We start from the raw sequence: 23,835 nt of genomic DNA, 5'->3' as shown, positions 1-23,835 counted from the left end.
GGGATCAGGCGGTGTGCGCGGTGACGGCGGCCGGTTCGCCGAGTGGGCGGGCCGAGGTTTCCGGCAGCTTGCGCGCCAGCACGAGGCCGACCGCGGCGGCGATGACGGCGAGGTAGAGGGCAGGCGCGAGCGGGCTGCCCGTGGCGGCAGCGAGTGCCGCGGCCACGAGCGGGGCGGTGCCGGCGATCGGGCCGACCCCGAGGCTGTAGGCCAGCGCCGAACCGCTGGACCGGGTGCGGGCCGGGAACAGTTCGACGAGCACGATCGACGACATCACGTTGAGACACGCCTGGGGGACGGCGAACAGGCACATGCCCAGCAGCGCCAGGCCCGGCGAGCCCGAGCCGACCAGCAGCAGCACCGGCACGGCCAGCACGGCGTGGGCCAGCGCGCCGCCGACGTAGACCGGGCGCCGCCCGGCCCGGTCGGACACCCACCCGGCCACCGGGCAGATCGCGGCGTAGAACAGCAGCGCGATCGAACTCACCGCCAGCGACGCGGTCCGGTTGCCGGTGGCTGACATCGCGTTGGTGAAGTACGTGGCCAGGTAGTAGAACCCGACCCCGGTGACCGCGGCGCAGGCGAACGCGAGCACCAGCGTGCGGCGTTCGGTCCGCAGCGCGGTGCGCACCGGGGTGGCGGCGACCTCGTCGCGTGCGCGCAGGCTCCGGTACACCGGCGTCTCGTCCAGGCGCAGCCGCAGGTACAGGCCGATCAGGCCGAGTGGTGCGGCGAGCAGGAACGGCAGCCGCCAGCCCCAGGACTGCATCTGCGCCGGGGTCAGCAGGTTCTCCAGCAGCAGCACCGATCCGGTGCCGGCCACGATGGCCAGGCCGCCGGAGGCGGAGATCAGGCTGGCGCGGAAACCGCGGCGGCCCGGCGGGGCGTACTCGGCGAGGAACGCCGACGCGCTCGTCCACTCGCCGCCCGCGGACAGGCCCTGGACGCAGCGCAGCAGCACCAGCAGCAGCGGCGCCCAGAACCCGATCGTGGCGTAGGAGGGGAGCAGGCCGATGAGGGTGGTGGCGCCGCTGATGCCGATGACGGCGGTGGACAGCGCGACGCGACGGCCACGCCGGTCGCCGAGCGAGCCGAGCAGCGCGCCGCCCAGCGGGCGGAACACGAACGCGATGCCGAACACCGCCAGGGAAGCCAGCAGCGAGGCGACGGAATCGCCGGTGGGGAAGAAGACGCGGCCGAGGGTGACGGCGACCGCGCCGTAGACGGCGAAGTCGAACCACTCGGTGAAGTTGCCGACCAGGGTGGCCGCGACGACCGCGGAGGGAGAGCGCATCGGTGAGCTCCTGGGGAGAAGCGGTGTGGCCGGCCCCCATCCGGCCACACCGGCCCGGCTTACTTGGTGTAGTCGATGATCCCGCGGATGATCTTGCCGTCGCGGAGATCCTGGTACCCGTCGTTGATCTCGTCGAGCGTGTAGCGCGCGGTGATCAGCTCGTCGAGCTTGAGCCTGCCCGCGTCGTACATCCGCAGCATCTTCACGATGTCGTACTGCGGGTTGGACGAGCCGAACAGCGTGCCCTTGATGGTCTTCTGGTTGAACACCAGGTCCGAACCGGACACGTGCACGGTGAGGTTCGCCGGGTTCGCCACACCGGTGACGACGACCGTGCTGCCCTTGCCGATCACCGCGAACGCGTCCGCGATGACCTTCTCCGTCATCACGCCGACCACGCAGATCGCCTGGTCCGCGCCCTCGCCCCAGGTCAGTTCGCGCACCGCGTCGGCGGCCTCCTCGGCCGTGGCGAAAACGTGAGTCGCGCCGAACTCCTTGGCGGTCTGCCGTTTGAACTCGACCGGGTCGACGCAGACGACGTTCTTGGCCCCGGCCTGCACCGCGCCCTGCACGGCGTTGATGCCGACGCCGCCGATCCCGTAGATCACCGTGGTGTCACCGGGTTTCACCTCGCCCGCGTTGACCGCGCTGCCGTACCCAGTCGGCACGCCGCAGCCGACCAGCACCGCCTTGTCCAGCGGCAGCCAGTCGTCGACCTTCACACACGACAGCTCCGACACGGTGGTGTACTCGGAAAAGGCGCCGAGCATGCAGAACGCGCCGATGTCGCCGAGCTCGGGGTCGTGCATGCGGAAGGTGCCGTCGGGCATGCTGCCCTCGAGGATGGTGGCGCCCATGTTGCACAGGTTCTGCTTGCCGGTGGAGCAGTAGCGGCACTTGCCGCAGCTGGGGATGAAGCTGCACACGACGTGGTCGCCCTCGGCGACCCGGGTGACGCCCGGGCCGACGCGCTCCACGACCCCGGCGGCTTCATGGCCGCCGACGATCGGGAAACGCACGACGTTGTCACCGTCCATCATGTGCAGATCGGAGTGGCACAGCCCGGCGGCGGATACCTTGAGCAGGACCTCGTTGGGGCCGGGCTCGTCGAGTTCGACCTCCCGGACCTCGAAGGGCTGGTGGTAGCCGGTCAGCACGGCGGCGCGGGTCTTCATGGTGTCTCTACTTTCCGTTCGCGGGGGAGGGTCAGCCGTGGAATGTCCACACGGACTTCGTTTCGAGGTAGCCGTCGAGGCTGTCCGGGCCGAGGTCGCGGCCGTAGCCGGACTGGGCGAAGCCGCCGAAGGGGGCGGCCGGGTCGGTCAGGCCCCAGCCGTTGACGTAGACGGTGCCGGCGCGCAGGGCGCGGGTCATGGCGTGCTCGGTGGCGACGCTGCCGGTCCACAGCCCGGCCGCGAGGCCGTAGTCGCTGGCGTTGGCGCGGCGGGCGGCCTCCTCGGCGTCGTCGAAGGGCAGCACGACCACGACCGGGCCGAAGATCTCCTCGCGCGCGCACTCCATGTCGTCGGTGGCGCCGGCGATCACGGTCGGCGGGTAGAAGAACCCGCCACCGGTGGGCAGTTCCCCGGCCTGGTGCACCTTCGCGCCTTCGGCCGCGGCCCGCTCGACGTAGCCGCGGACCCGCTCCACCTGGCGCTCGTTGACCAGCGGCCCGAAGTCGACGCCCGCGTCCAGGCCGTGGCCGATCGACAACGCGGCCGCCTCGGCGAGCAGCTTGTCCACCACCTCGTCGTGGATGTCGCGCTGCACGAACAGCCGCGACGGCGCGCTGCAGGTTTGGCCGGAGTGCCAGAAGATGCCGCCCGCGGAACCGGCGACGGCGGCGTCGAGGTCGGCGTCGCCGAAGATGATGTTCGCGCTCTTGCCGCCCAGTTCCAGGGTGACCCGCTTGAGCAGGTCCGAGGCGTCGCGGGCGATGCGGCGGCCGACGGCGGTCGAGCCGGTGAACGACAGCTTGCGCACGCCCGCGTGCGCCACCAGCGCCTGCCCGGCCTCGTCGCCGTAGCCGGGCACCACGTTGAGCACGCCGGGTGGCAGGCCCGCCTCGACGGCGAGTTCGGCGAGCCACAGCGCGGACAGCGGGGTCTCCTCCGACGGCTTGAACACCACCGGGCACCCGGCGGCCAGCGCGGGCGCCATCTTCCAGGCGCACAGCAGCAGCGGGAAGTTCCACGCCGTGATCGCCCCGGCGACCCCGACGGGTTCCCGCTCGGTGCGGACGTGGATGCCCGGGTGCGAGACGGGCACCGTGGTGCCCTGGATCTTGCTCGGCCAGCCACCGTAGTAGAGGAAGGTCCGCGCGGCGAACTCGACGTCGATGGCGCGGGCCGCGCCGCGCACCTTGCCCGCGTCGAGCACCTCCAGCTCCGCGAACTCGTCGGCGCGGGCGTAGATCGCCTCGCCGATGCGGGTCAGGACGCGCCCGCGCTCCAGCGGGGTCATCCGCCGCCACTCGGAGGCGGGGTCGAAGGCGCGCGCGGCGGCGGCGACCGCGTCGTCGATGTCGGCCGCGCCGGCGCACGCCGTGGTCGCGATCGGCTCGCCGGTGCCCGGGTCCAGGACCGGGCGGGTCCGGCCGCTGCGGGCCTCGCGGCGCTCGCCGCCGATGAACAGGTGTGGGTCCGCGGCGAGGCGGGAGGCCACGACGGGAGCCAGGCCCCGGGCGGGTGTCGTCGTTGACATCAGCGTCTCATCCTCTTCGATATTTGATACAAACTGGTTGTGACGGAGGCTACGTCAGCGCGGCCGTAGTGTCCAGGATGTGTCGGAAAAACCTAGAAGCCGCAGCTAGTGGCGCTGTCTCGCTCGTGAGGCTTGTCTGATCATGTATCAAACTTGTACCGTCGTGGGTGTTCATCGAAGACAGCTGGAGGTTCCGATGCCCGCCGTCGCCGCGGCCCGCCCCTTCCGGGACGGGCTGCTGAAGCTGACCCCGCCACGCCTGCTCGGGTCCCGGTGTGACCGGTGCGCCACGGTCTCGTTCCCGGCGCGGGAGTTCTGTCCCGGCTGCCGCGCGGTCGAGGGGATCCGCGGGACCGAGCTCTCGCCCGCCGGCACGGTGTACAGCTTCACCGTCGTCCGCCAGGCGCCGCCCGGCGTCGAGGTGCCCTACGTGCTGGCCTACGTCGACCTGCCGGAGGGGGTCCGTGTGCTCGCCCAGATCAGCGGGGTCGCGCCCGAAGACGTCGCGATCGGCCTGCCCGTGCACCTCGAGCTGACGACCACCGGCCAGGACGCCGACGGCGCCGACCTGGTCGGCTACCGGTTCCGCGCGGGGGTGGCGGCATGACGCTCGCACCCGCCCACGTCGCCGGCGCCGGCATGATCCGGTTCGGCAAGTACCCCGCCGACGTGACCCTGGAGCGCATGGCCGTCGGCGCCGCCCGCGCCGCGCTCACCGACGCGAGCGCCGAACTGTCCCAAGTGGACGCCCTGTACGTCGGGCACGTCTTCGGCGGCCCGGTCGCCGGGCAACGCGTCGCGGCGCAGCTCGGCCTCGACGGGCGCCCGGTGTCCAACCACGAGAACTACTGCGCCAGCGGGGCCACCGCCTTACGTGAGGCGTGGGTGGCCCTGGCCGCGGGCCTGCACGACGTCGTGTTGGTGATCGGCGTGGAGAAGATGACCGACCGGGTGTCCGGGGGCGTGCGGCCCGACCCGGGTGACCTGGACGCGGCGGTCGGGTACGTGATGGCCGCCGGTCACGGGCTCAGCGCCCGCCGCTACATGGCCGACCACGGCGCGAGCCGCAAGCAGATCGCCGCGGTCGCGGTGAAGAACCACGCCCACTCGGTGCACAACCCGTTCGCCCAGTACCAGCGGCCGGTCACCTTGCAGGAGGTGCTCTCCGCGCGGCCGATCGCCGAACCGCTCGGGCTGCTGGACTGCAGCCCGATCTCCGACGGCGCCGCGGCGATGGTGCTGTGCAGCCCGGCCGGCCTGCGCCGCCTCGGCGTGACCGGTTCCGTGCCACGCATGCTGGGCTGCGCGCTCGTCAGCGGCAGCGTGCGGCCGGGCACCGGCGACGTCAACGAGGAGGACGTCTCGCGCCGGGCCGCCGAGGAGGCCTGGAAGCTCACCGGCACCGGCCCGGAGGACATCGACCTGGTCGAGATGCACGACTGCTTCACGATCGCCGAGATCGTCCGGATGGAAGGACTCGGCCTGATCCCGCGCGGCGAAGGAGCGGCGTGGACCGAGGCCGGGCGCACCGCGCTCGGCGGGCGGCTGCCCGTCAACCCCAGCGGCGGGCTGCTCTCGCGCGGGCACCCGGTCGGCGCCACCGGCGTCGCCCAGGCCTGTGAGCTGACCTGGCAGTTGCGCGGCACCGCCGGGGCCCGCCAGGTCGAGGGTGCGCGCGTCGGGCTGAGCTACTGCAAGGGCGGCACGGTCAACGGCACGGACGGAGGATCGGTGACGACGCTGGTGATGTCCCGATGACGCAGGTGACCACGACCGTGCCCGTGTGGGGCGGCTCCGCCGCGCTCGCCGCGGCACTGTCCACTCTGGAATCGCCGGTCCCCGCCGCGTGCCTGGCCCCGGACCTGCCCGGCGACCGGGACCTGGAAGGGCTGTCCGACGAACTGCTCGACGCCGAGATCGGTGACGTGCTCGCCGATGTGCTGGCCGAGGTGCAGTGGCAGCTGCCCGCGCTGTCCGGGGCAGGACGGCTGGTGTTCCTGATCCCGGCCGAGGCCGCGCTGGGCCGTCCGCACGCCACCGCGGCCGGGGCGGTCGCGGGCGGTGTGCTGTCGATGGCGCGCACGCTGGCGATCGAGCTCGCCCGGGACGGCATCACGGTCAACACCGTGCTCTACGCCGACGGCGCCGAAACCGCGGTCGCCCACCAGGTGTCCGCGCTGCTCGCCGCCGACGGCGGGGACATCACCGGACAGGAGATCTACGTGACCGCGGGCAGCGGTCTGGGGAGGTTGCGGCCATGAAGACCTCGCTCGTGACCGGCGGCGCCGGTGGCATCGGCCGGGGCGTCTGCGAACGGCTGGCCCGTGAGGCCGACGTCGTGGTCGTCGCCGACCTCGATCCGGCGGAGGCGGCGGCGGAGATCGGCCCGAAGGCGCGGCCGATGGTCCTGGACGTCGCCTCGCGCGAGTCCCGCGAGCAGGTCGCCGCGGCCTGCGTGGCGGAGTTCGGCGGCGTCGACATTCTGGTCAACTGCGCCGGCGTGCTCCAGGACGCGCGGGTCGGCCGCCTCGACCCGGCGCTGTTCCGCCGCCTGCTCGCGATCAACCTGCTCGGCCCGCTGGCGCTGACGCGGCTGCTGCTGCGCCCGATGGCGCGGCGCGGCGGGGGAGCGGTGGTCAACATCGCCTCCCGCGCCTGGCTGGGCACCTTCGGCTCCACCGCCTACTCCACGGCCAAGGGCGGGCTGGTCGGCGCCACCCGGTCGCTGGCGCTGGAGGTCGCGCGCCAGGGCATCACCGTCAACTGCGTCGCGCCCGGGTTCGTCGCCACCCGGATGACCGAGGGGCTGCCGGACCGCATCCGCGAACGCACCCTGGAGGCGATCCCGGTCGGCCGCGCCGGGCACCCCGGCGACGTCGCCGACGCGGTGGCCTATCTGGCCGGCGCCTCCTACGTCACCGGGCAGGTGCTCGTCGTGTGCGGTGGGCGCAGCATCGGCGACCCGTACCGGCAGCCGGCGTGAAGGGAACACGGATGGGACCGCTGAACGGACTGCGCGTGGTGGAGTTCGCCGGGCTCGGCCCGGCGCCGTTCGCCGCGATGATGCTCGCCGACGCCGGCGCCGAGATCGTGCGGATCGACCGCCCGGGCAGCGACCGGGACGGCGGCATCCTCGACCGCGGCGGCCGCACTGTGCACCTCGACCTCAAATCCGACGACGGCCTGGCACGGGCCCGTGAGCTGATCACCTCCGCCGATGTCCTCATCGAGGGATTCCGGCCGGGCGTCATGGAACGGCTGGGCCTGGGGCCGCGGGCGTGCGCGGAGCTCAACCCGCGCCTGGTCTACGGCCGCATGACCGGCTGGGGGCAGGACGGCCCGCTGGCCGCCAAGGCCGGGCACGACATCAACTACCTCGCCGTCACCGGCGCCCTGCGCTCGATCGCGCGGCGGGGACAGGCGCCGGTGCCGCCGCTCAACCTCGTCGGGGACTACGGCGGCGGCGGGATGCTGCTCGCCTTCGGGCTGCTGGCCGCGCTGCGGGAGCGCGACGCCACCGGCCGCGGCCAGGTCGTCGACGCCGCGATGGTCGACGGCGTCAGCCTGCTGATGTCCGGCATCTGGCAGCGCGTCGCCGACGGCCGGTGGCAGCCCGAGCCCGGCGCGAACGACATCGACACCGGCGCGCCGTTCTACGACGTCTACGAGACCGCCGACGGCGAGTACCTGGCCGTGGGCAGCATGGAGCCGCAGTTCTACGAGCGGCTGGTGCGCGCGCTGGGCCTGGACCCCGCCCAGCTGCCGGACCAGTGGGACCGGGAGTCCTGGCCTGCCACCAAGAAGCTGTTCGCGGAGATCTTCGCCGGCCGCACCCGCGCCGAGTGGGCCGCGGTGTTCGAGCCGCTTGACGCCTGCGTCACGCCCGTGCTGAGCATGACCGAGGCCGCCGCCGACCCGCACCTGACGGCGCGGTCGACGCTGCTGGTGGACGGCGACCGGGTGGAGCCCGCGCCTGCCCCGCGCATTTCCCCGATCATCGAGGAGTAACGTTGATAAAGTATCCGGCAGCAGCGACACGGGGACGGGGTGGCGGCATGGCCAGGGCGGCACAGCCGAAACGGCGGAGCATGAGCGACGAGGTCGCCGCCCACATCCGCGAACGCATCTTCGACGGCACCCTCGAACGCGGGCAGCGCGTGCCGCAGGACGCGATCGCCGCCGAGCTCGGCGTGAGCCGGCTGCCCGTCCGGGAAGCCCTCATCACCCTGGAGACCGAGGGCCTGGTCGACACCGAGCCGCACCGCGGCACGTTCATCGTGCCGATCCGCCAGGAGGACATCGAGGACCACTACCGGATCTACGGCATGGTCCAGGGCCTGGCGACCGCGCGGGCGGCCACGCGGATCACCGAGCCGGTCCTGCGCAAGCTGGAGGAGCTGCACGAGCAGATGCAGCGCAGCACCGACGGCGACGAGCTGCACGACCTCAACTGGGAGTTCCACTCCCTGATCAACAAGACCGGGGGCAGCCGCCGTCTGCTGTCGGTGCTGCGGCAGCTGTCCCGCAACCTGCCGCGCTCGGTGTACGAGGTGCCCTCCGGCGGCGGTCCCGAGGCGAACAAGGGACACGCCCGGATCCTGCGCGCCCTGCGGGACGGCGACGCGGCGGCCGCCGACGCCGCCAGCCGGGAGCACGTCCGGCTGGAGGGCGACCACGTGGTGCGCACGCTGCGGGACCAGGGCGTCCTGGCCGACGACGCGTTCTGAGCAGGCCCGTTCCGTCCGGGGCCTTGCTTTCCGGACTGAGTTTATACATTATCAAGTATCAGACGACGAGGGAGTCGTGATGAACAGGCCACTCGCGGCCGTCGCCGGGGTGGGCACCACCCGCTTCGGCAAGCTGCCCGGCCACTCCGCCGACGACCTGGCCGGCTGGGCGCTGCGCGAGGCGCTGGCCGACGCCGGGATGGACGTCCGGGACATCGACGGGCTGGTCGCCTGCCGGGTCACCGGCTACGAATCCTTCGCCTCGGCCCACGGCCTGCAGCCCCGGTGGTGCGTGCCGCTGCCTGCCGAGGGCCGGATGTGCGGTGCGGCGATCGAACTGGCGACCGCCGCTCTGCGCACGGGGCAGTGCCGGACCGTGGCGCTGGTCTACGGCAACGACGGCCGCTCCGCGGGCGCCACCTACGGCGCAGGCGGCACCGGCTACACCGCGGCGGGGGAGGGCTACGGCACCGCGCCGGAACTGACCCGGCCCTACGGCATGACCTCCCCGGGCGCGTTCTCGGCGCTGATGTTCCAGCGGCACTGCCACCAGTACGGCACCACCGAGGAGCAACTGGCCGAGGTGGCGCTGACCTTCCGCCGCCACGCCGCCTTCAACCCGGCGGCGGTGATGCGCGACCCGCTCGACCTGGAGACCTACCTGGCCTCGCGCTACATCGTCGAACCGCTGCACCTGTTCGACTACTGCCTGATCAACGACGGAGGCGTGGCGATGATCCTCACCACCGCCGACCGCGCCCCGGACCTGCCGCGGCCGCCGGTGTACGTCCTCGGCGCCGCCCAGCGGGCCCAGTTCCTCGGCTCCGACTTCCCGCCCGAGGACTTCTGGGCCGGGGCGATCGGCGAGGCCGGCGCGGAGTCGCTGCGCCAGGCCGGCGTCGACCGGACCGACGTGGACGGCCTGATGCTCTACGACAACTTCAGCCCCAACGTCCTGTTCACCCTGGAAGGCCTGGGCTACTGCCCCCGTGGGGAGTCCGGGCGGTGGATCCAGGACGGCCGGATCGGGCTGGGCGGGGAGCTCCCGGTCAACACCTCCGGCGGGCACCTGTCCGAAAGCTACCTGCAGGGCTGGGGTCTCAACGTGGAGGCCGTGCGCCAGCTGCGCGGCGAATGCGGCGCACGGCAGATCCCCGGCGCGACCCACATCCAGTACGCCTGCGCCGCGCCGCTGGTGTCCTCCGTCGTGTACGGGAGCCGGCCGTGAACACCATCGACCTCACCCCGCACCTCGCCGGTCTCGAAGCCGGGCAGCTGCGCGTGGCGCGGTGCCGGGCCTGCGGCGAGTCCCGCTTCCCGCCCAAACCGGTCTGCCCGCACTGCCGGGTCCACGGCGACATCGAGTGGTTCACCGCGGCCGGCACCGGCACGGTGTGGTCCTACGCCGTGTTCCGCAAGGCCTATTTCCCGCCGCCGGGACCGCAGCCGCCGTACGTCGTCGCGGTCGTGCTGCTGACCGAGGGCGTGAAGATCATCAGCAACGTCACCGGCGGCGACGTCCGCGTCGGCCTGCCCGTGACGGCTACGTTCGAGCGCGTGAACGGCACCCCGCTGGTGCGGTTCCGGCCCGCCTGAAGGAGTCCACTGTGGATCACTACCGGCTTCTCGGCCAGGACACCCTGCCCGGGGTGCTGCGTGCCCTCGGCGAGCACTTTGGCGACCACGAGGCCGTGGTCGCCGCCGACGGCCGCGCCACCTTCGCCGGCTTGCTCGGCGCGTGTGAACGGATGGCTGCGGGCTACGCGGCCGCGGGACTGCGGCCGGGCGACCGGGTGGGCGTGCTGCTGCCCAACGGGCTGCGCTGGCTCACCGCGACCCTCGGCGCGCACCTCGCCGGTCTCGTCGCGGTCCCGGTCAACACCTGGTACCGCTCCTCCGAATACGCCTACGTGATCGAGCGGGCCGGGCTGCGGGCCGTCGTGACCGACGACAAGCTGTTCGGCCGCGACGTCCTCGCCGACCTGGCCCAGGCCGGGTACGGTGAGCTCTACGGCGAGTCCCGCCGCGACTACCTCGGCGCGCTCACCTGGCCCGCCGGCGCGGAGCTGCCCCCGGCGCTGCCCGGCGGCCCGCTCGTCGACGTGCCGGTCGGCCCCGGCGACTTGGCGGCGATCCTGTTCACCAGCGGCAGCACCGCGAAACCCAAACCGGTGCCGCTGCGCCACGGCCCGCTGGTGGCCAACCCCCGCGAGATCGGCCGCCGGCAGCACCTGCGCCCCGGCGACCGGCTGTGGATCTCGGCGCCGTTCTTCTTCGGTTACGGCACGGCCAACGCCCTGCCCGTCGCCCTCACCCACGCCACCACGCTGTGCCTGCAGGAACGCCTCGACGGCGAGGAGGCGCTGGCCTTCATCGAACGCGAGCGCTGCACCGTCTACTACGGACTCGCGCCCACCACGCGGGCGCTGCTGTCCGCGCCGTCGTTCGGCAAGCGCGATATTTCCTCGTTGCGCACCGGCACGTGCGGGTTCACCGCTGAGGACAAGCGCCTGGTGATCGAGGAACTCGGCGTCACGCAGGTGTGCAGCATGTACGGGCTCACCGAAGGCTACGGGCACTCCACCGTCAGCGACGCGCTCGACCCGGTGGAGGTCAAGCTGAGTACCTGCGGCACCGCGCTGCCCACGCAGCAGGTCCGGATCGTCGACGACACCGGGCGGCCGTGCCCGGCCGGGGTGACCGGGGAGATCGAGCTGTCCGGCGCGGTGATCGACGGCTACCTCGACGCGCCCGAACTCGACGCCGACGCCATCCGGCCCGGCGGCTGGTTCCGCACCGGCGACCTGGGATGGCTCGACGAGCACGGCCGGCTGCACTTCGCCGGGCGGCGCAAGGAGATGATGAAGATCAAGGGCATCAACATCGCCCCCGCCGAGGTCGAGGACATCCTCATCGGCCACGATGCCGTCGATCAGGCCTTCGTCATGGGCGTGCCCGGCGAGAACGGTGACGAGGTGATGGCCTGCGTGCTGGTGCCCCGCGACCCGGGCGCCGACCGGGACGGGCTCGTCGCCGACCTGACCGCCCACATCCGCGGACAGGCGGCCGGGTACAAGGTGCCGTCGCGGTTCGTGCTGATGACCGCCGCCGACCTGCCACTCACCGACACCGGCAAGGTCAGCAAGCTGAAGCTGCGCGAGGTGTTCGATGCCTGACATCCGGTTGCTCACCAGCGGCGCGGGCTTCACCGAAGGTCCGTTGTGGACCAGCGACGGCCGCCTGCTCGTGACCAGCGTGTCCCGCGGCCAGGTCCTCGAACTCGACCACCGCACCGGCGCCGTCGTGCGGCGAGTCGAGACCGGCGGCGGCCCGAACGGGCTGGCCGAGGACGAGCACGGCCGGGTGTGGGTCGCCCAGAACGGGGGATCGGTGCGGCGGAGCAGCTCGCACCGCCCGGCCCCCGCGGGACTGCAGACCCTGCTCGGCGGCACCGTCCTGGACGCCCTCACCGCCGGGGTGCGCGCGCCCAACGACTTGGTCCGCGGCCCGGACGGGCGGATATGGTTCACCGATCCCGGCAGCCCGCACGAGGAGGGCCCCGGCCAGGTGTTCGCCTACGACCCGCGGGACGGGCGGCTCGAGGTGGTCGCCGAGGGGATCGGCTTCCCCAACGGGCTGGCCTTCTGCGGCGACCGGTTGATCGTCGCCGCGACCCGCGAACGCCGTCTGCTTGGCTACACCTGGGACGGGGCGTCCCTGCGCTTCGACGGTGTCCTCGCTGTCCTTCCGGGCGGCCCGGACGGCCTGGCGTTCGACGCCGACGGGCGGCTCTACGCGGCACTGCCCGACGCCGACCGGATCGCCGTGTTCGACACCGACGGCACCCCACTGCCGCCCATCCGCTTCCCGGACGGCACCTTCCCGACCAACCTGTGCTTCGCGGGCCCGGCCCGCGACACGCTCGTCGTCACGGCGGCCAAGGGCGGCCGGGTGCTCGCCCTCGACGGCGTCGCCACCGGACCCCGGCACCTCGTGCCGCCACCCACCACCGCGAGGACACACCATGCCTGAGCTGAGCACCGAAGAGCAGTTCATCGTCGACACCGTGCGGGACTTCGTGGACCGCGAGGTGCGGCCGGTGGCGCGGGAGCTGGAGCACGACAACGCCTATCCGGAGAAGCTCATCGAGGCGATGAAGGAGATGGGCATCTTCGGCTTGGCGATCCCGGAGCCGTGGGGCGAGGTCGCGGTGTCGATGCCGTGCTACGTCCAGGTCACCGAGGAGCTGGCGCGGGGCTGGATGAGCCTGGCCGGGGCGATGGGCGGGCACACGGTGGTGTCGAAGCTGATCGCCACGTTCGGCACGCCGGAGCAGCGGGACCGCTACCTGCCGCGGATGGCGACGGGGGAGATCCGGGCGACCATGGCGCTGACCGAGCCGGGCGGCGGATCCGACCTGCAGGCGATGACCACCACGGCCCGGCGCGAGGGGGACCACTACGTGGTCAACGGCGCGAAGACGTGGATCACCAACTCCCGCCGCTCCCAGCTGATCGCGCTGCTGTGCAAGACCGATCCGGCCGCCACGCCCCGGCATGCCGGGATGAGCATCCTGCTGGTGGAACACGGTGACGGGCTCACCGTGTCCCGTGATCTGCCGAAGCTGGGCTACAAGGGTGTGGAGAGTTGTGAGCTGTCCTTCGACGGGTACCGCGCGCCGGTGGACGCGCTGCTGGGTGGCGCCGAGGGCGACGGGTTCGCCCAGATGATGAAGGGCCTCGAAGTGGGCCGGATCCAGGTGGCGTCCCGGGCGTTGGGGGTGGGGCGGGCGGCGCTGGAGGATTCGTTGCGGTATGCGCAGGAGCGGGAGTCGTTTGGGAAGCCGATTTGGCAGCATCAGTCGATCGGGAATTATCTGGCGGATATGGCGACGAAGTTGGAGGCGGCGCGGCAGTTGGTGTTGATGGCGGCGCGTCGGTATGACTCGGGGCAGCGGTGTGACATGGAGGCGGGGATGGCGAAGTTGTTCGCGTCGGAGACGGCGATGGAGGTGGCGTTGAACGCGGTGCGGATTCATGGTGGGTATGGGTATTCGACGGAGTTCGATGTGGAGCGGTATTTCCGGGATGCGCCGTTGATGATCGTGGGTGAGGGCACCAACGAGATCCAGCGTGGTGTGATCGCGCGGCAGTTGATCAGCCGGAACCGGATCTGACGCCGTGTCGGAGGTTGTGGAGCGCAGTGAGGTGGTGGCGCCGGAGCCGGCGCGGGCGCTGGGCGCGTTGCTGGACGTGCCGGTGCCGGATCTGTCGCGCGAGGGGCTGCCGTTGTTGTGGCACTGGCTGTATCTGCTGGACCGGCCGGCGCAGACGGATTTGGGGCCGGATGGGCATCCGGTGCGTAACTGTGTGCCGGCGCCGCCGGGGCCGGGGCGGCGGCGGATGTGGGCCGGGGGCCGGGTCCGCGCCCGTGGGGTGTTGCGGTGCGGGGAGGCGGCGACGCGGCGCACCCGGGTGGCCTCGGTGGCCGACAAGCAGGGCCGGTCCGGACCGTTGACCTTCGTGACCGTGGAACACCTGATCTCCCAGGGCGGGCGGGTGGTGGTCGAGGAGCGGCAGGACATCGTCTACCGGCCCGCCACCGCCGGTGGGCTGCCCGCCGACGAGGGCGCCGAGGTGGTGCCGGCCGGGCCGGGTGAGTGGGCGATCGAGGTGACACCGACGTTGTTGTTCCGGTTCTCCGCGCTGACCTACAACGCGTACCGGATTCATTACGACCGCGACTACGCCCGCGACGTGGAGGGCTATCCGGGGTTGCTGACCCACGGGCCGCTGCAGGCGCTGGCGATGGCCGAAGCCGCCCGCGCCACCGGTATCGGCGGGGATGTCGAATTCTCCTACCGGCTGGTGTCCCCGTTGTTCGACCACCAGGGCCTGATCACCACCGCCACCAAGGAACCCGACAGCGTAGCCACGGCGGTGCGGGACAGGTACGGGCGGCAGACCGCCACCGGCGTCCTGCGGGGTGCCGCATGATCGCCGGTGCGCGGAGTTTCCTGTTCGTGCCCGGCCACCGCCCCGACCGGTTCACCAAGGCCGCCGCCTCCGGCGCCGACGTGGTGGTCCTCGATTTGGAGGACGCCGTCGCCCCCGAGCAGAAGGCCTCGGCGCGGGAACACGTGCGGTCGTGGCTCGAGACGGGGCATCCGGCGGTGGTGCGGATCAACGGCCCCGGCACCCCCTGGTTCGACGACGACCTCACCGCCATCACCGGCCAGGCCACCGCGATCATGGTGCCCAAGGCCGAAGATCCCGCCGTGCTGGCATCGATCGGCGCCCCGGTGATCCCGCTGATCGAAACCGCCCTCGGCGTGGTGCGGGCCGTGGAGGTCTGCGCCGCCGAGAACGTCGTACGGCCCGCGTTCGGCAGCATCGACCTCGCCACCCAACTCGGCGTCGACCACCGCTCCCACACCGCCCTGCACCACGCCCGCTCCGCCCTGGTACTCGCCGCCGCCGCGACCGGCCGCGCCGCCCCGATCGACGGCGTCACCACCGCACTGGACGACCCGGCCGTCCTCCAAGCCGACCTCGCGCACGCGATCGAGCTCGGCTTCACCGGCAAACTCTGCATCCACCCCCGCCAGGTCGGCCCCGTGCACGAGGCCTGCACCCCCACCGCCGCGGAGATCTCGTGGGCGGAGGGAGTGCTGGCCTCGGTGGGTGACGGGTCGGTGGGTGTCCACAACGGACAGATGGTGGACCGCCCGGTCATCCTGCGCGCCCAGGCCATCCTGGCCCGGGCGCGGGAGGAAACCGTCTCTTAGACGACCGGTCACGTGCCCCATTCGGGATTGTCCCCCGGCAACCGCAACCACCCCGCTGGCGCCGAAAAACAAGATTGACGCACCCGGCGTGCAGTGGGCACCATGTCCGCACACGATCACCGAGGGGGAAGCCATGACGGACAAGCGAAAGCGAGAGACACGGCGCCTGCCGGTCGCGCTTGCGTGCCCGTCCACTGGCCTGCGCCGCGGTGCTCCCTCGTCATGACGTGATCACCTCATGACGAGGGAGCCGCCCATCGGGAACCCCGATCCGGGCGGCTTTTCGGTTCTCCATCACTTCAGGCCCCTGTAGCTCAGCAGGACAGAGCGCCGCATTACGGATGCGGAGGCCCCAGGTTCGAATCCTGGCAGGGGCACCGGGCGACGGTGCGGGGTCGCGACACGCCCGCCATTGGCAACCGGTGGGAAGACCTCACTCAGCGGTCCGCCGACGGGCGTACCGCCCGGGAGCTGATCCGGTGACGCGAGAGAACGCCGTGCTGAACGCACTGGTCGAGCCGTAGCCGATTTGCCGCGCGATCTCGGCGATCGGCTGGTTCCCTTGTCGCAGAGCGCGTTTGGCGATGGCCATCCGCCAGGACAGCAGGTACTCGATCGGCGTCAGGCCCACGCGCCGGGCGAACCGCTCGGCCAGGACCGAACGGGAGATCCGCGCCTCGGCCGCCAGGTCGGCCACCGTCCAGGGCCGGGCGACGTCCGCGTGGATCGCGTGCAGGGCAGCCGCCACCCGCGGGTCGCTCAGGCCTGCCAGTAGGTTGGCCGGCGGGTGCTCCAGTGTCGCCGGAGCGCTGCGCAGCGCCTCGACCAGCATCACTTCGACCAGCCGGGACAGCACCAGCGACCCACCGGGCCGGTCCGCCCCCGCTTCGTCACCGATCAGTTCGAGCAGCTTCGCGATCCGCCCGGCGCCGTCGGTGCCCGCCCGCAGGTGGACCACCGTCGGCAGCAGGTCCAGCAGGAGATGGGCGTTCTCCGGCTCGATCGCGAAATGCCCGGCGAGCAGCCGCGTAACTTGCCCTTCTCCGCTGCCCAGTCTCAGGTGGTTGTCCGGGACACCGGCCAGCGCCCGTTCCCCGTCGACGACATCCGCGCCGAGGTCACTGCTGAAGGTGAAGGCGGGTGGTCCGGACAGCAGCAGGAAGTCGCCCTCCGCGAGCGGGACCGGGTCTCCCTCGCACCGCAGCCAGCACTGGCCGGCGGTGGCCACACCGAAGTTGACGTCGGAGTTCGCCTCGAACCGCAACCCCCACCGCCCAGAGCCCTCGATCTGTTTCCAGAGGACGACGCGCGGCTGCAGCAGGCCGATCACCTCGGCCAGTGGATCGCTCATCCGGACTCTCGCTAACGAATATCGGAGCTTTGATGATAGACAGTCCGGGCGTGCGGCGTCGAGACTTGATGTGTGAGCACAGAAACCCGCAAGACCGTCCTGATCACCGGCAGCTCGTCGGGGTTCGGCAAGGCCACAGCCGAGCTCTTCCTGGACCGGGGGTGGAACGTCGTCGCGACGGCCCGCCGCCCCCTGCCGGAGGGCTACCTCGGCCCAGGCACCGAGCACCTGCTGACCTGCGTGCTCGACGTCACCGACCCGGACTCGATCCAGGCCGCCCTCCGGGACACCCTGACCCGCTTCGGCCGGCTCGACTGCGTCGTCAACAACGCCGGCGCCGGGCTGTTCTCCGTCTTCGAGGCCACCCCGATGGCCACCGTCCGGGCGCTGTTCGAGACCAATGTCTTCGGGATGATGCAGGTGACGCAGGCCGCCCTGCCGATGCTCGCCGACCAGGGCGGCGGGCGCCTGATCGCGATCAGTTCCGGGGCGGGGATCGTCCCCGAGCCGCTGCTTTCGGTCTACAGCGCCACCAAGTTCGCGGTCGAAGGCTTCACCGAATCCCTGCGCTACGAGGCGGCCGCGCGCGGGGTCTCGGTCAAGCTCGTCGAGCCCGGCTTGGTGCGGGGGACCAACTTCCTCGCGCGCACCGCCGAGAGCGCTCAGGCCGTCCCCGTCCCCGCCGGTTACGAGCCGCTCGTGCGGCAGGTGATGGGCGCGTTCGAGCAGGAGGGACCCTACCGGCTCGCGACCGCTCAGACGGTGGCCGAAGCCGTCGTCACCGCGGCTGAGGACGACAGCACGCAACTTCGTTACCTCGTCGGCGAAGACGTGGAGAACTCCGCCCGGATGCGGCGCGAGACGTCCGAAAAGGACTACAACGACTGGGCCCTGGCCCGCGTGGGAGGTCAGTGAGCTCGCCGGCCCTCGGAGCTCTGATCGAGGACGGTCGAGGTGATCGCCTGGGTGACCGCTGAGATCGCCGGCGTGGCAGGGCCGGGGAGCCGGGCGACGAGGACCCTGCGGATCTCCGGTGGAGCGCCCTGGACCCGCAGGGCAATCACGCCCGGCGGCAGTACCGGCGACAAACCTTCCGGGATCGTGGTGACGCCGAAACCACCGGCCACCAGGTGCAGTTTCGTCAGCCAGTCCCGTGCATTGTGGACGATGCGCGCTCGCCCCGGCAGGCCCGGCCAGACACCGAGCAGTGGCTCCCCGCTCGACGACGGGCTGGCGATCCACGGCGCGCCGACCAGTTCGTCGACGTGCACGGACTTGCGGCCCGCGAACGTGCCGGTAGCCGAGGCCGCCACGAGAAGCTCGGTGTCCTGGACAACGGTGGTGTGCAGCCGCGGTGACTCGCCGTCCGGTGGCCGGTGCGGTGGGCGTGAGGTGAGCACGGCGACGTCGATGGAACCGGTGCGCAACGCCCGGGCCATGCTGGGCGTGGTGCCTTCGCGGGTGGCGACCCGGACCCGTGGCGCTGTCCTGGCGAGCCGGGCGAGCGCGGCGGGCAGGATCACCGGGCCCGCGCTGAGGACCAACCCGAGCCGCACCAGTTCCGTGCGAGGAGACTCACCGGTCAGGTCACGCTCGGCCGCCTCGACCGACTCCAGGATCGTCCGCGCATGGCGCAGCAGCGTCAGCCCGCGCTCGGTGAGCCGCACCCCGTCGGTCCGCCGCTCGAACAAGGTGGCTCCGACGCTGCGTTCCAGCGCGATCGCCTGGCGCGAGACCGCGGACTGCGTGTAGCCCAGCTCCGCGGCGGCAGCGGTGAAGCTGCCCGATTCGGCGATCTGACACAGCACCCGCAGGCTCGCACTCGACACGTCCATGCTGACCACGCATACCAGAGATGCCGGATCATCGCTTCCCGCATGTCCCTGCCGCGCCTAGCGTGGCGGAGGACGAGACAGGAAGGTTTTCCATGCGTGCAGCGACACTCACAGCTTTCGGCTCCCCGCTCAAGGTGCACGACGCCCCGGACCCGCGAACCGGCACCGGTGAGGTGCTGGTCGAGGTCCTGGCGACCTGCGTGCCCCCGTACGCGGCCGATGTGTTCAGCGGTGCCCGGCGCTACCCGCTGGAACCACCGGTCGTGCCGGGCGTCGGCGGCATCGGCCGGGTGGTGAGCGTGGGGCCGGACGCCACCAAGCTCAAGGTGGGGGATGTGGTCTGGTGCGACTCGACGGTCCGCGCCCGCGACGACGCCCTGACACCGGACATCACGCTGCAGGGTTGGAGCTCCCGCGGCGAGGGCGGCGCCGAGCTGGCCCGGTACTTCCACGACGGGCCGTTTGCCGAACTCATGCGCGTGCCCACGGAGAACGTGTACCCGCTGCCCGCCGGGGCCGTGGCCGATCCCGCACGCTGGTCCGTGCTGGGTGTGCACACCATTCCCTACGGCGGGCTGCTGGCGGGCCGGCTCGAGGCGGGGGAGACGCTGCTGGTCAGCGGGGCGACCGGCAACCTCGGCAGCAGCGCGGTAGCCGTCGCGCTCGCCATGGGCGCCGGGCACGTGGTGGCCCCGGGCCGCAACCGGGCCGTCCTCGACCTGCTCGCCGACCGGTTCGGCGCGCGGGTGAGCCCGGTCGAGCTCAGCGGAGACGAAGACACCGACCGTGCGGCCATGGCGGCGGCTGCCGACGGCCAGATCGACATGGTGCTCGATCTCCTGCCGCCCGAGGCGCCCAGCTCGGTGGCCCGCGCGGCAGCCATGACGGTGCGCGAGTACGGGCGGGTCGTGCTGATGGGTGGCGTCGGCATGCTCGGCGGTGCGGATCTGGCCCTGCCCTACCCCTGGATCATGCGCAACTCGGTGACCGTCCGGGGCCAATGGATGTACCCGCGCGCGGCGAACGTCGGCATGATCCGACTCATCGCGACGGGAGCCCTGGACCTCGCGCCCGAACGCATCACCCGGTTCGACCTCGACCAGGTCAACGAGGCTGTCGCCCACGCCGCGGCCCACGGCGGCCCCTTCGACCGCACCGTCCTCACCCCGGGGGCCGGCAATCGCTAGTCTCGGCATCCCGATCAGGAAGGCGAGCCGGCATGCCCCGCACCCGGAACGTGGACGACCCGTACTACGGCGAACTGACGATCCGCACCGACAGCGAGCGCGGCGTGGTCGAGGTCTCCGGGGAGCAGGTTCCCCCGGTTGTCATCCAGCGCTCCCCGGACGCCGAGGTGAGCGAGTTCGTGCCGATCGGAACCAGGAAAGCCGACCGCCTGACCATGTCGGTCGACGGCGCCGAGGCCGGGCTGCGACCCGGCCCCGGGAAGCTGACCCGCGCCTCGTACCGGGTCGATGTGACGCTGGCCGGCACGCACTACCGGTTCACACCGGACTCCGACGACTACACGCTGCTCAAGCGGGACGGCGCCGGGATCGCCTCGTTCGGCCTGGACACCGCAGGGAAGTTCACGGTGTTCTGGCAGGCCCGGCGCGAGGACTCGCGGCCGGCGGACGCCGCGATCGGATACGCCCTGTCGGTGGCCTTCCGCACCGGCGCACTGGGCATCTTCACGGTCCTGCTGAACGGCTCCGAGAACGTGCAGCGGCCGTGACCCCCGCTCGGTCATCCCTTTCCGGTGCGGTGGAGGTTCTCGTCCGGTAGCCGGCCGGTGGTCGGGAACGTCACCGTCGCCTGGTCCACGCAGGTGGAGCCTTGGCCGTAGACGTAGTGGCCGCCGTTGTCGGCGCCGACGAAGTCCGCGCGCCGGCCGAGGACCTCGGCGAGCCTGCAGCACCTGGCCGTCCGTCTCGGTGAGCGCGCCGTCCGCCAGGTGTGCGGTGGCCGCCCAGAACTGGGCCAGCACCGGCAGAGTCCCGTTGTGCAGCAGGAGCCTGTAGGTGACGCTGCGCAGCATCGATCCGGCCAGCGCCAGCGGCGTGCCCGGCACGGGCGCGGGGGCGCGGTCGAGGCGGTCGGCGAGTTCCAGGTAGTTGCGCGTGACCGCGTCGGCGGTGCTGCCCAGTCCGAGCACGGCGGCGATCCGAGCCGCGTCCGGGCAGCGACATTTCCGTAGTCCGCACTGAGTCCCCCGAGCGAGCTACCCGAATCGTCGTCTCTCTGGGGATTTCACGCCCGCCGTGCGCTCGTAACGTTCGTGGCGGTCACCGGATCGCGGTGGCCACCGTCAACGGGAGGTCGCGAGTGGACGCGGGAGTTGTGGCGAGCACGGGTCACGGAGCTGGGAAGTTCGACCGCGTCCTGCGGTTTCCGCTCGTGTGGTTGCTGGTGGGGATCGTCGGTGTCGGCGGGGTGTCGGCACTGACCTCCGGCGGGCCGCCGGCGCTGGCCGTCGTCGGGGCGGTCGCGGCGGTCGTCGTCTACTGGCTGGTCATGCGCTACGTCGCGCGGCGGAGCACGCCGGAACTCCTGTCGGCGCGGGCGGTGCCCCGCGCGTTGACCGGCGTCGTGCTCGGGGTCGTGTTCATCGCCACCTCGGTGGTCGTCGTGCTGACCGAGTTCTCGTTCACCGCGTCCTCGGGCGACAAGGGCGCGATCGTGGCGACGGTGGTGGCGGTGCAACTGGGAGCGGCGGTGACCGAGGAGCTGCTCTTCCGCGGCCTCGCGTTGCAGGCGCTGGAACGGTTGTTCGGCAGCTGGGTCGCGCTGGCCGTGACCGCGGTGTTCTTCGGTCTCGTGCACCTGGCCAACCCCGGTGCCACGCTGTGGAGCTCGTTCGCGATCGCCGTCGAGGCCGGTGTGCTGCTCGGCGCCGCGTTCCTGTGGTGCCGCGACATCTGGCTGGCCATCGGCCTGCACTTCGCCTGGAACACCAGCGTGGGGCTGCTCGGCATCCCGGTCTCCGGGCATCCGGGGGCCGGCGTACTGGTCGCCGAGCCGACCGGCCCCGACCTGCTGACCGGCGGCGGTTTCGGCCTCGAGGCGTCGATCGTGCCCGTCATCGTGAGCCTGGTCCTCGCCGTGCCGATGCTCGTCGCCGCGCGCAGGCGCGGCAACCTGGTGCCGATGCGCCGTCGCTAGACTCCGACGAGTGCTCGCCGACACGGCCGCCTCCCTCCGCGCGGTGGTCCGCCAGTGGCCCCGTCTCCCGGTTCTCGTCAAGGACATCGCGTTGGCGGTGGTCGTCGCGGTGCTGGCCTTCGTGCCCGCGATCTCCCACATCGGACCGGAGATCGGCGACCTCCCGCGACGCGACGCCGGCGCGGTGGCCGGGCTGGTGCTGACCCTGGCACTGTGCCTGCCGCTGGCGGTGCGGACCCGGTGGCCCGCAGTGTGCCTCGCGCTCGTCGGCAGCGCCTTCGCCGTCGGTCAGGTGCTCGGCTACCCGGACACGTTCGGCAAGATGGGGCTCCTCCTGGCGTTGTACGCCGCCGGTGCGCACCTCGCCCGGTTCCGTCGCAGGCTGGCCGCGGCGGTCACGGTGGCCTACGCCGTGCTCGCGGTCGTCCTGCACACCCTGGGGGCGCCCCCGCGGTTCCTCGACTACCTCGCGTTCTACCTGATGATGGCGGTGATCTGGTTGGCAGGGACCGGGGTGCGCCGGTGGCGCGCGGAACAGGCCGAACGCGAACGGCTGGCCGCCGAGGTAGCCACGTCCACCGAGCGGGCGCGGATCGCCCGCGATCTGCACGACGTGGTCACCCACCACGTGACGGCGATGGTGGTCCAGGCCGACGCGGCGCAGTTCCTGCTCGACACCGAGCCGGCACGTGCCGGGGACGGGCTGAGCGCCATCAGCGACACCGGACGCCGGGCGCTCACCGAACTGCGGGCGCTGCTCGACGTGCTCGAGGCGACCGGCGAAAACCCGGTCCCGGACCGGACGCCGGCCATCGGCCGGGTGAGCGACCTGGTCGAGCAGGCCCGGTTGTCCGGGCAACCCGTCGAATGGAGCGAAGAGGGCGTCAGCAGGCCGCGGCCCGTCGACGTGGAACTGGCCGCCTACCGCGTCGTGCAGGAGGCGCTCACCAACGCGATCAAGCACGCGACCGGGCAACCGACCACGGTCCTGCTCCGGCACGGCGAGGAGCACCTGGAGATCGAGGTGACCACCACCGGGCCCGCCACCGCACCGGTGGCGCCGTCCGGCGGACGAGGGCTCCGCGGGCTGCGGGAACGGATTCGGATGCTCGACGGTGACCTGGTCGCCGGACCACGCCCGGGCGGCGGTTTCCGCGTGCACGCCCTGATCCCGGTCGGCGCCGCATGACCGCGCCGATCCGCGTGCTGATCTGCGAGGACCAGGAGCTGGTGCGCACCGGCTACGTCACCGTCCTGTCGTCACCGCCCGACCTGACCGTCGTCGGCGAGGCGGCGGACGGCCGCGAGGCGGTGGAGATGGCGCGCCGGTTGCGCCCCGACGTGGTCGTGATGGACATCCGCATGCCCGTCCTGGACGGCATGGAGGCGACCAGGCAGGTCGCCGGCCCCGGTGTCGAGGCGCCGCCGAAGGTGCTGGTCGTCACCACCTTCAACGTCGACGCGTACGTCTACGAGGCGTTCCGCGCCGGTGCCAGCGGTTTCCTCCTCAAGGACGCCAAGCCGGCCCAGCTGGTCGAGGGCATCCGCACCATCGCCCGCGGCGAGTCCCTGATCGCCCCGGCCGTCACCCGGGGCCTGATCGGCCACTTCGCGGAACGGCTGCGCCCGGCCGACCTCGTCCCGCGCGGCGCGGGACGAGGTCGTGCGGGCCCTGACCCCCCGCGAGCTGGAGGTCTTCGAACAGCTCGCCGCAGGCCTGTCCAACGCCGAGATCGCCGCGGCGCTGGTCCTGTCCGCGGAGACGGTGAAGACCTACGTCTCCCGCATCCTCAACAAGCTCGACCTACGGGACCGCGTGCAGGCGGTCGTCCTCGCCTACCGGGTCGGCCTGGTGTCCGAAGTGGACTGACGCCGTCGGCGCCCGATCAGCCACTTGTCGACGGTGGCGCCCTTGGCTCGGCGATCGCGCAGCTGGTAGGCGCGGAGCCAGACCGCCGTCGATGCCGTAGCGGGGA

The 23,835-nt window shown here is 72.1% G+C and carries 23 protein-coding genes, 1 tRNA gene and 2 pseudogenes; 20 read left to right on the top strand and 6 right to left on the bottom strand.

The window, feature by feature from the left end; genetic code table 11:
- Positions 1–4 precede the first annotated feature (4 nt).
- Genes L2C96_RS04560 through L2C96_RS04550 form a run of 3 tightly spaced genes read right to left on the bottom strand, consistent with a single transcriptional unit; the run spans position 5 to position 3,997 of the window.
- Positions 5–1,294 (bottom strand): MFS transporter, encoded by a 1,290-nt coding sequence (locus L2C96_RS04560; RefSeq protein WP_237335262.1) that lies wholly within the window; start codon positions 1,292–1,294, stop codon positions 5–7.
- A 59-nt stretch (positions 1,295–1,353) separates the two neighbouring features.
- On the bottom strand, positions 1,354–2,469 hold the full coding sequence (locus tag L2C96_RS04555; protein WP_237335261.1) for an NDMA-dependent alcohol dehydrogenase: 1,116 nt from the start codon (positions 2,467–2,469) through the stop codon (positions 1,354–1,356).
- A 31-nt stretch (positions 2,470–2,500) separates the two neighbouring features.
- Positions 2,501–3,997, bottom strand: coding sequence for an aldehyde dehydrogenase family protein (locus tag L2C96_RS04550; RefSeq protein ID WP_237335260.1), 1,497 nt, complete (start codon positions 3,995–3,997; stop codon positions 2,501–2,503).
- 196 nt (positions 3,998–4,193) lie between these two features.
- Between L2C96_RS04550 and L2C96_RS04545 the strand changes: the two genes are divergently transcribed.
- From L2C96_RS04545 to L2C96_RS04480, 14 genes are all read left to right on the top strand, one after another.
- Positions 4,194–4,604 carry a Zn-ribbon domain-containing OB-fold protein gene (locus L2C96_RS04545; RefSeq protein WP_237335259.1) on the top strand — a complete coding sequence of 137 codons (411 nt, stop codon included), beginning with the start codon at positions 4,194–4,196 and terminating at the stop codon, positions 4,602–4,604.
- Positions 4,601–5,755 carry a thiolase family protein gene (locus tag L2C96_RS04540; protein WP_237335258.1) on the top strand — a complete coding sequence of 385 codons (1,155 nt, stop codon included), beginning with the start codon at positions 4,601–4,603 and terminating at the stop codon, positions 5,753–5,755. Before L2C96_RS04545 ends, L2C96_RS04540 begins: the two co-directional genes overlap by 4 nt.
- Positions 5,752–6,258: a Rossmann-fold NAD(P)-binding domain-containing protein gene (locus L2C96_RS04535; RefSeq protein ID WP_237335257.1), complete on the top strand. Its 507-nt coding sequence runs from the start codon at positions 5,752–5,754 to the stop codon at positions 6,256–6,258. Before L2C96_RS04540 ends, L2C96_RS04535 begins: the two co-directional genes overlap by 4 nt.
- The gene (locus L2C96_RS04530) at positions 6,255–6,980 is read left to right on the top strand and encodes an SDR family NAD(P)-dependent oxidoreductase (protein ID WP_237335256.1); all 726 of its coding nucleotides are present in this window, start codon (positions 6,255–6,257) and stop codon (positions 6,978–6,980) included. Before L2C96_RS04535 ends, L2C96_RS04530 begins: the two co-directional genes overlap by 4 nt.
- Before the next feature lie 11 nt (positions 6,981–6,991).
- Positions 6,992–8,005 carry a CaiB/BaiF CoA transferase family protein gene (locus tag L2C96_RS04525; RefSeq protein ID WP_237335255.1) on the top strand — a complete coding sequence of 338 codons (1,014 nt, stop codon included), beginning with the start codon at positions 6,992–6,994 and terminating at the stop codon, positions 8,003–8,005.
- Positions 8,006–8,085: 80 nt separating this feature from the next.
- Complete coding sequence (locus L2C96_RS04520) at positions 8,086–8,724, top strand: GntR family transcriptional regulator (protein ID WP_020415907.1); 639 nt, start codon at positions 8,086–8,088, stop codon at positions 8,722–8,724.
- 79 nt (positions 8,725–8,803) lie between these two features.
- Positions 8,804–9,952 (top strand): thiolase family protein, encoded by a 1,149-nt coding sequence (locus L2C96_RS04515; RefSeq protein ID WP_237335254.1) that lies wholly within the window; start codon positions 8,804–8,806, stop codon positions 9,950–9,952.
- On the top strand, positions 9,949–10,320 hold the full coding sequence (locus tag L2C96_RS04510) for a Zn-ribbon domain-containing OB-fold protein (RefSeq protein WP_237335253.1): 372 nt from the start codon (positions 9,949–9,951) through the stop codon (positions 10,318–10,320). Before L2C96_RS04515 ends, L2C96_RS04510 begins: the two co-directional genes overlap by 4 nt.
- A gap of 11 nt (positions 10,321–10,331) precedes the next feature.
- On the top strand, positions 10,332–11,900 hold the full coding sequence (locus L2C96_RS04505; RefSeq protein ID WP_237335252.1) for a class I adenylate-forming enzyme family protein: 1,569 nt from the start codon (positions 10,332–10,334) through the stop codon (positions 11,898–11,900).
- On the top strand, positions 11,893–12,756 hold the full coding sequence (locus L2C96_RS04500; protein WP_237335251.1) for an SMP-30/gluconolactonase/LRE family protein: 864 nt from the start codon (positions 11,893–11,895) through the stop codon (positions 12,754–12,756). Before L2C96_RS04505 ends, L2C96_RS04500 begins: the two co-directional genes overlap by 8 nt.
- The gene (locus L2C96_RS04495) at positions 12,749–13,900 is read left to right on the top strand and encodes an acyl-CoA dehydrogenase family protein (protein ID WP_237335250.1); all 1,152 of its coding nucleotides are present in this window, start codon (positions 12,749–12,751) and stop codon (positions 13,898–13,900) included. Before L2C96_RS04500 ends, L2C96_RS04495 begins: the two co-directional genes overlap by 8 nt.
- Positions 13,901–13,904: 4 nt before the next feature.
- Positions 13,905–14,720 (top strand): HTD2 family dehydratase, encoded by an 816-nt coding sequence (locus L2C96_RS04490; protein ID WP_237335249.1) that lies wholly within the window; start codon positions 13,905–13,907, stop codon positions 14,718–14,720.
- Positions 14,717–15,511, top strand: coding sequence for an HpcH/HpaI aldolase/citrate lyase family protein (locus tag L2C96_RS04485; protein ID WP_237335248.1), 795 nt, complete (start codon positions 14,717–14,719; stop codon positions 15,509–15,511). Before L2C96_RS04490 ends, L2C96_RS04485 begins: the two co-directional genes overlap by 4 nt.
- Before the next feature lie 303 nt (positions 15,512–15,814).
- Positions 15,815–15,888, top strand: a tRNA-Arg gene (locus L2C96_RS04480).
- Positions 15,889–15,944: 56 nt separating this feature from the next.
- On the opposite strand, the gene L2C96_RS04475 is transcribed toward L2C96_RS04480, so the two are convergent.
- Positions 15,945–16,862, bottom strand: a complete 918-nt coding sequence (locus L2C96_RS04475) for an AraC family transcriptional regulator (RefSeq protein ID WP_237335247.1) — start codon at positions 16,860–16,862, stop codon at positions 15,945–15,947.
- A 72-nt stretch (positions 16,863–16,934) separates the two neighbouring features.
- Between L2C96_RS04475 and L2C96_RS04470 the strand changes: the two genes are divergently transcribed.
- On the top strand, positions 16,935–17,777 hold the full coding sequence (locus tag L2C96_RS04470; protein WP_237335246.1) for an SDR family oxidoreductase: 843 nt from the start codon (positions 16,935–16,937) through the stop codon (positions 17,775–17,777).
- On the opposite strand, the gene L2C96_RS04465 is transcribed toward L2C96_RS04470, so the two are convergent.
- Positions 17,771–18,697: a LysR family transcriptional regulator gene (locus L2C96_RS04465; protein ID WP_237335245.1), complete on the bottom strand. Its 927-nt coding sequence runs from the start codon at positions 18,695–18,697 to the stop codon at positions 17,771–17,773. The genes L2C96_RS04470 and L2C96_RS04465 overlap by 7 nt on opposite strands.
- Positions 18,698–18,789: 92 nt before the next feature.
- Between L2C96_RS04465 and L2C96_RS04460 the strand changes: the two genes are divergently transcribed.
- Together L2C96_RS04460 and L2C96_RS04455 are read left to right on the top strand one after the other, a co-directional pair.
- Positions 18,790–19,884, top strand: coding sequence for an alcohol dehydrogenase catalytic domain-containing protein (locus tag L2C96_RS04460; protein WP_237335244.1), 1,095 nt, complete (start codon positions 18,790–18,792; stop codon positions 19,882–19,884).
- Between the two features lie 32 nt (positions 19,885–19,916).
- On the top strand, positions 19,917–20,432 hold the full coding sequence (locus L2C96_RS04455; protein WP_237335243.1) for a hypothetical protein: 516 nt from the start codon (positions 19,917–19,919) through the stop codon (positions 20,430–20,432).
- A gap of 11 nt (positions 20,433–20,443) precedes the next feature.
- On the opposite strand, the pseudogene L2C96_RS04450 reads toward L2C96_RS04455, so the two are convergent.
- Positions 20,444–20,548, bottom strand: a pseudogene (locus tag L2C96_RS04450) (hypothetical protein); the annotation flags it as partial.
- Between the two features lie 474 nt (positions 20,549–21,022).
- On the opposite strand from L2C96_RS04450, the gene L2C96_RS04445 reads away from it, so the two are divergent.
- The 3 genes and pseudogenes from L2C96_RS04445 to L2C96_RS04435 all read left to right on the top strand — a co-directional run bounded on the left by L2C96_RS04445 (position 21,023) and on the right by L2C96_RS04435 (position 23,729).
- Complete coding sequence (locus tag L2C96_RS04445; protein ID WP_237335242.1) at positions 21,023–21,859, top strand: CPBP family intramembrane glutamic endopeptidase; 837 nt, start codon at positions 21,023–21,025, stop codon at positions 21,857–21,859.
- A gap of 10 nt (positions 21,860–21,869) precedes the next feature.
- A complete protein-coding gene (locus L2C96_RS04440; protein ID WP_237335241.1) occupies positions 21,870–23,048 on the top strand; it encodes a sensor histidine kinase in 1,179 nt (392 codons plus the stop codon).
- Positions 23,045–23,729 (top strand): annotated as a pseudogene (locus tag L2C96_RS04435) (response regulator). The gene L2C96_RS04440 and the pseudogene L2C96_RS04435 overlap by 4 nt, the downstream one beginning before the upstream one ends.
- The last annotated feature ends 106 nt before the right edge of the window (positions 23,730–23,835 follow it).

Origin of the sequence: Amycolatopsis tucumanensis (genome assembly GCF_021654135.1) — a bacterium.
GTDB classification, from domain to species: domain Bacteria; phylum Actinomycetota; class Actinomycetes; order Mycobacteriales; family Pseudonocardiaceae; genus Amycolatopsis_E; species Amycolatopsis_E tucumanensis.
The sequence above is the reverse complement of the archived record's forward strand: the minus strand, read 5'-3'. Positions and strand labels throughout refer to the sequence as shown.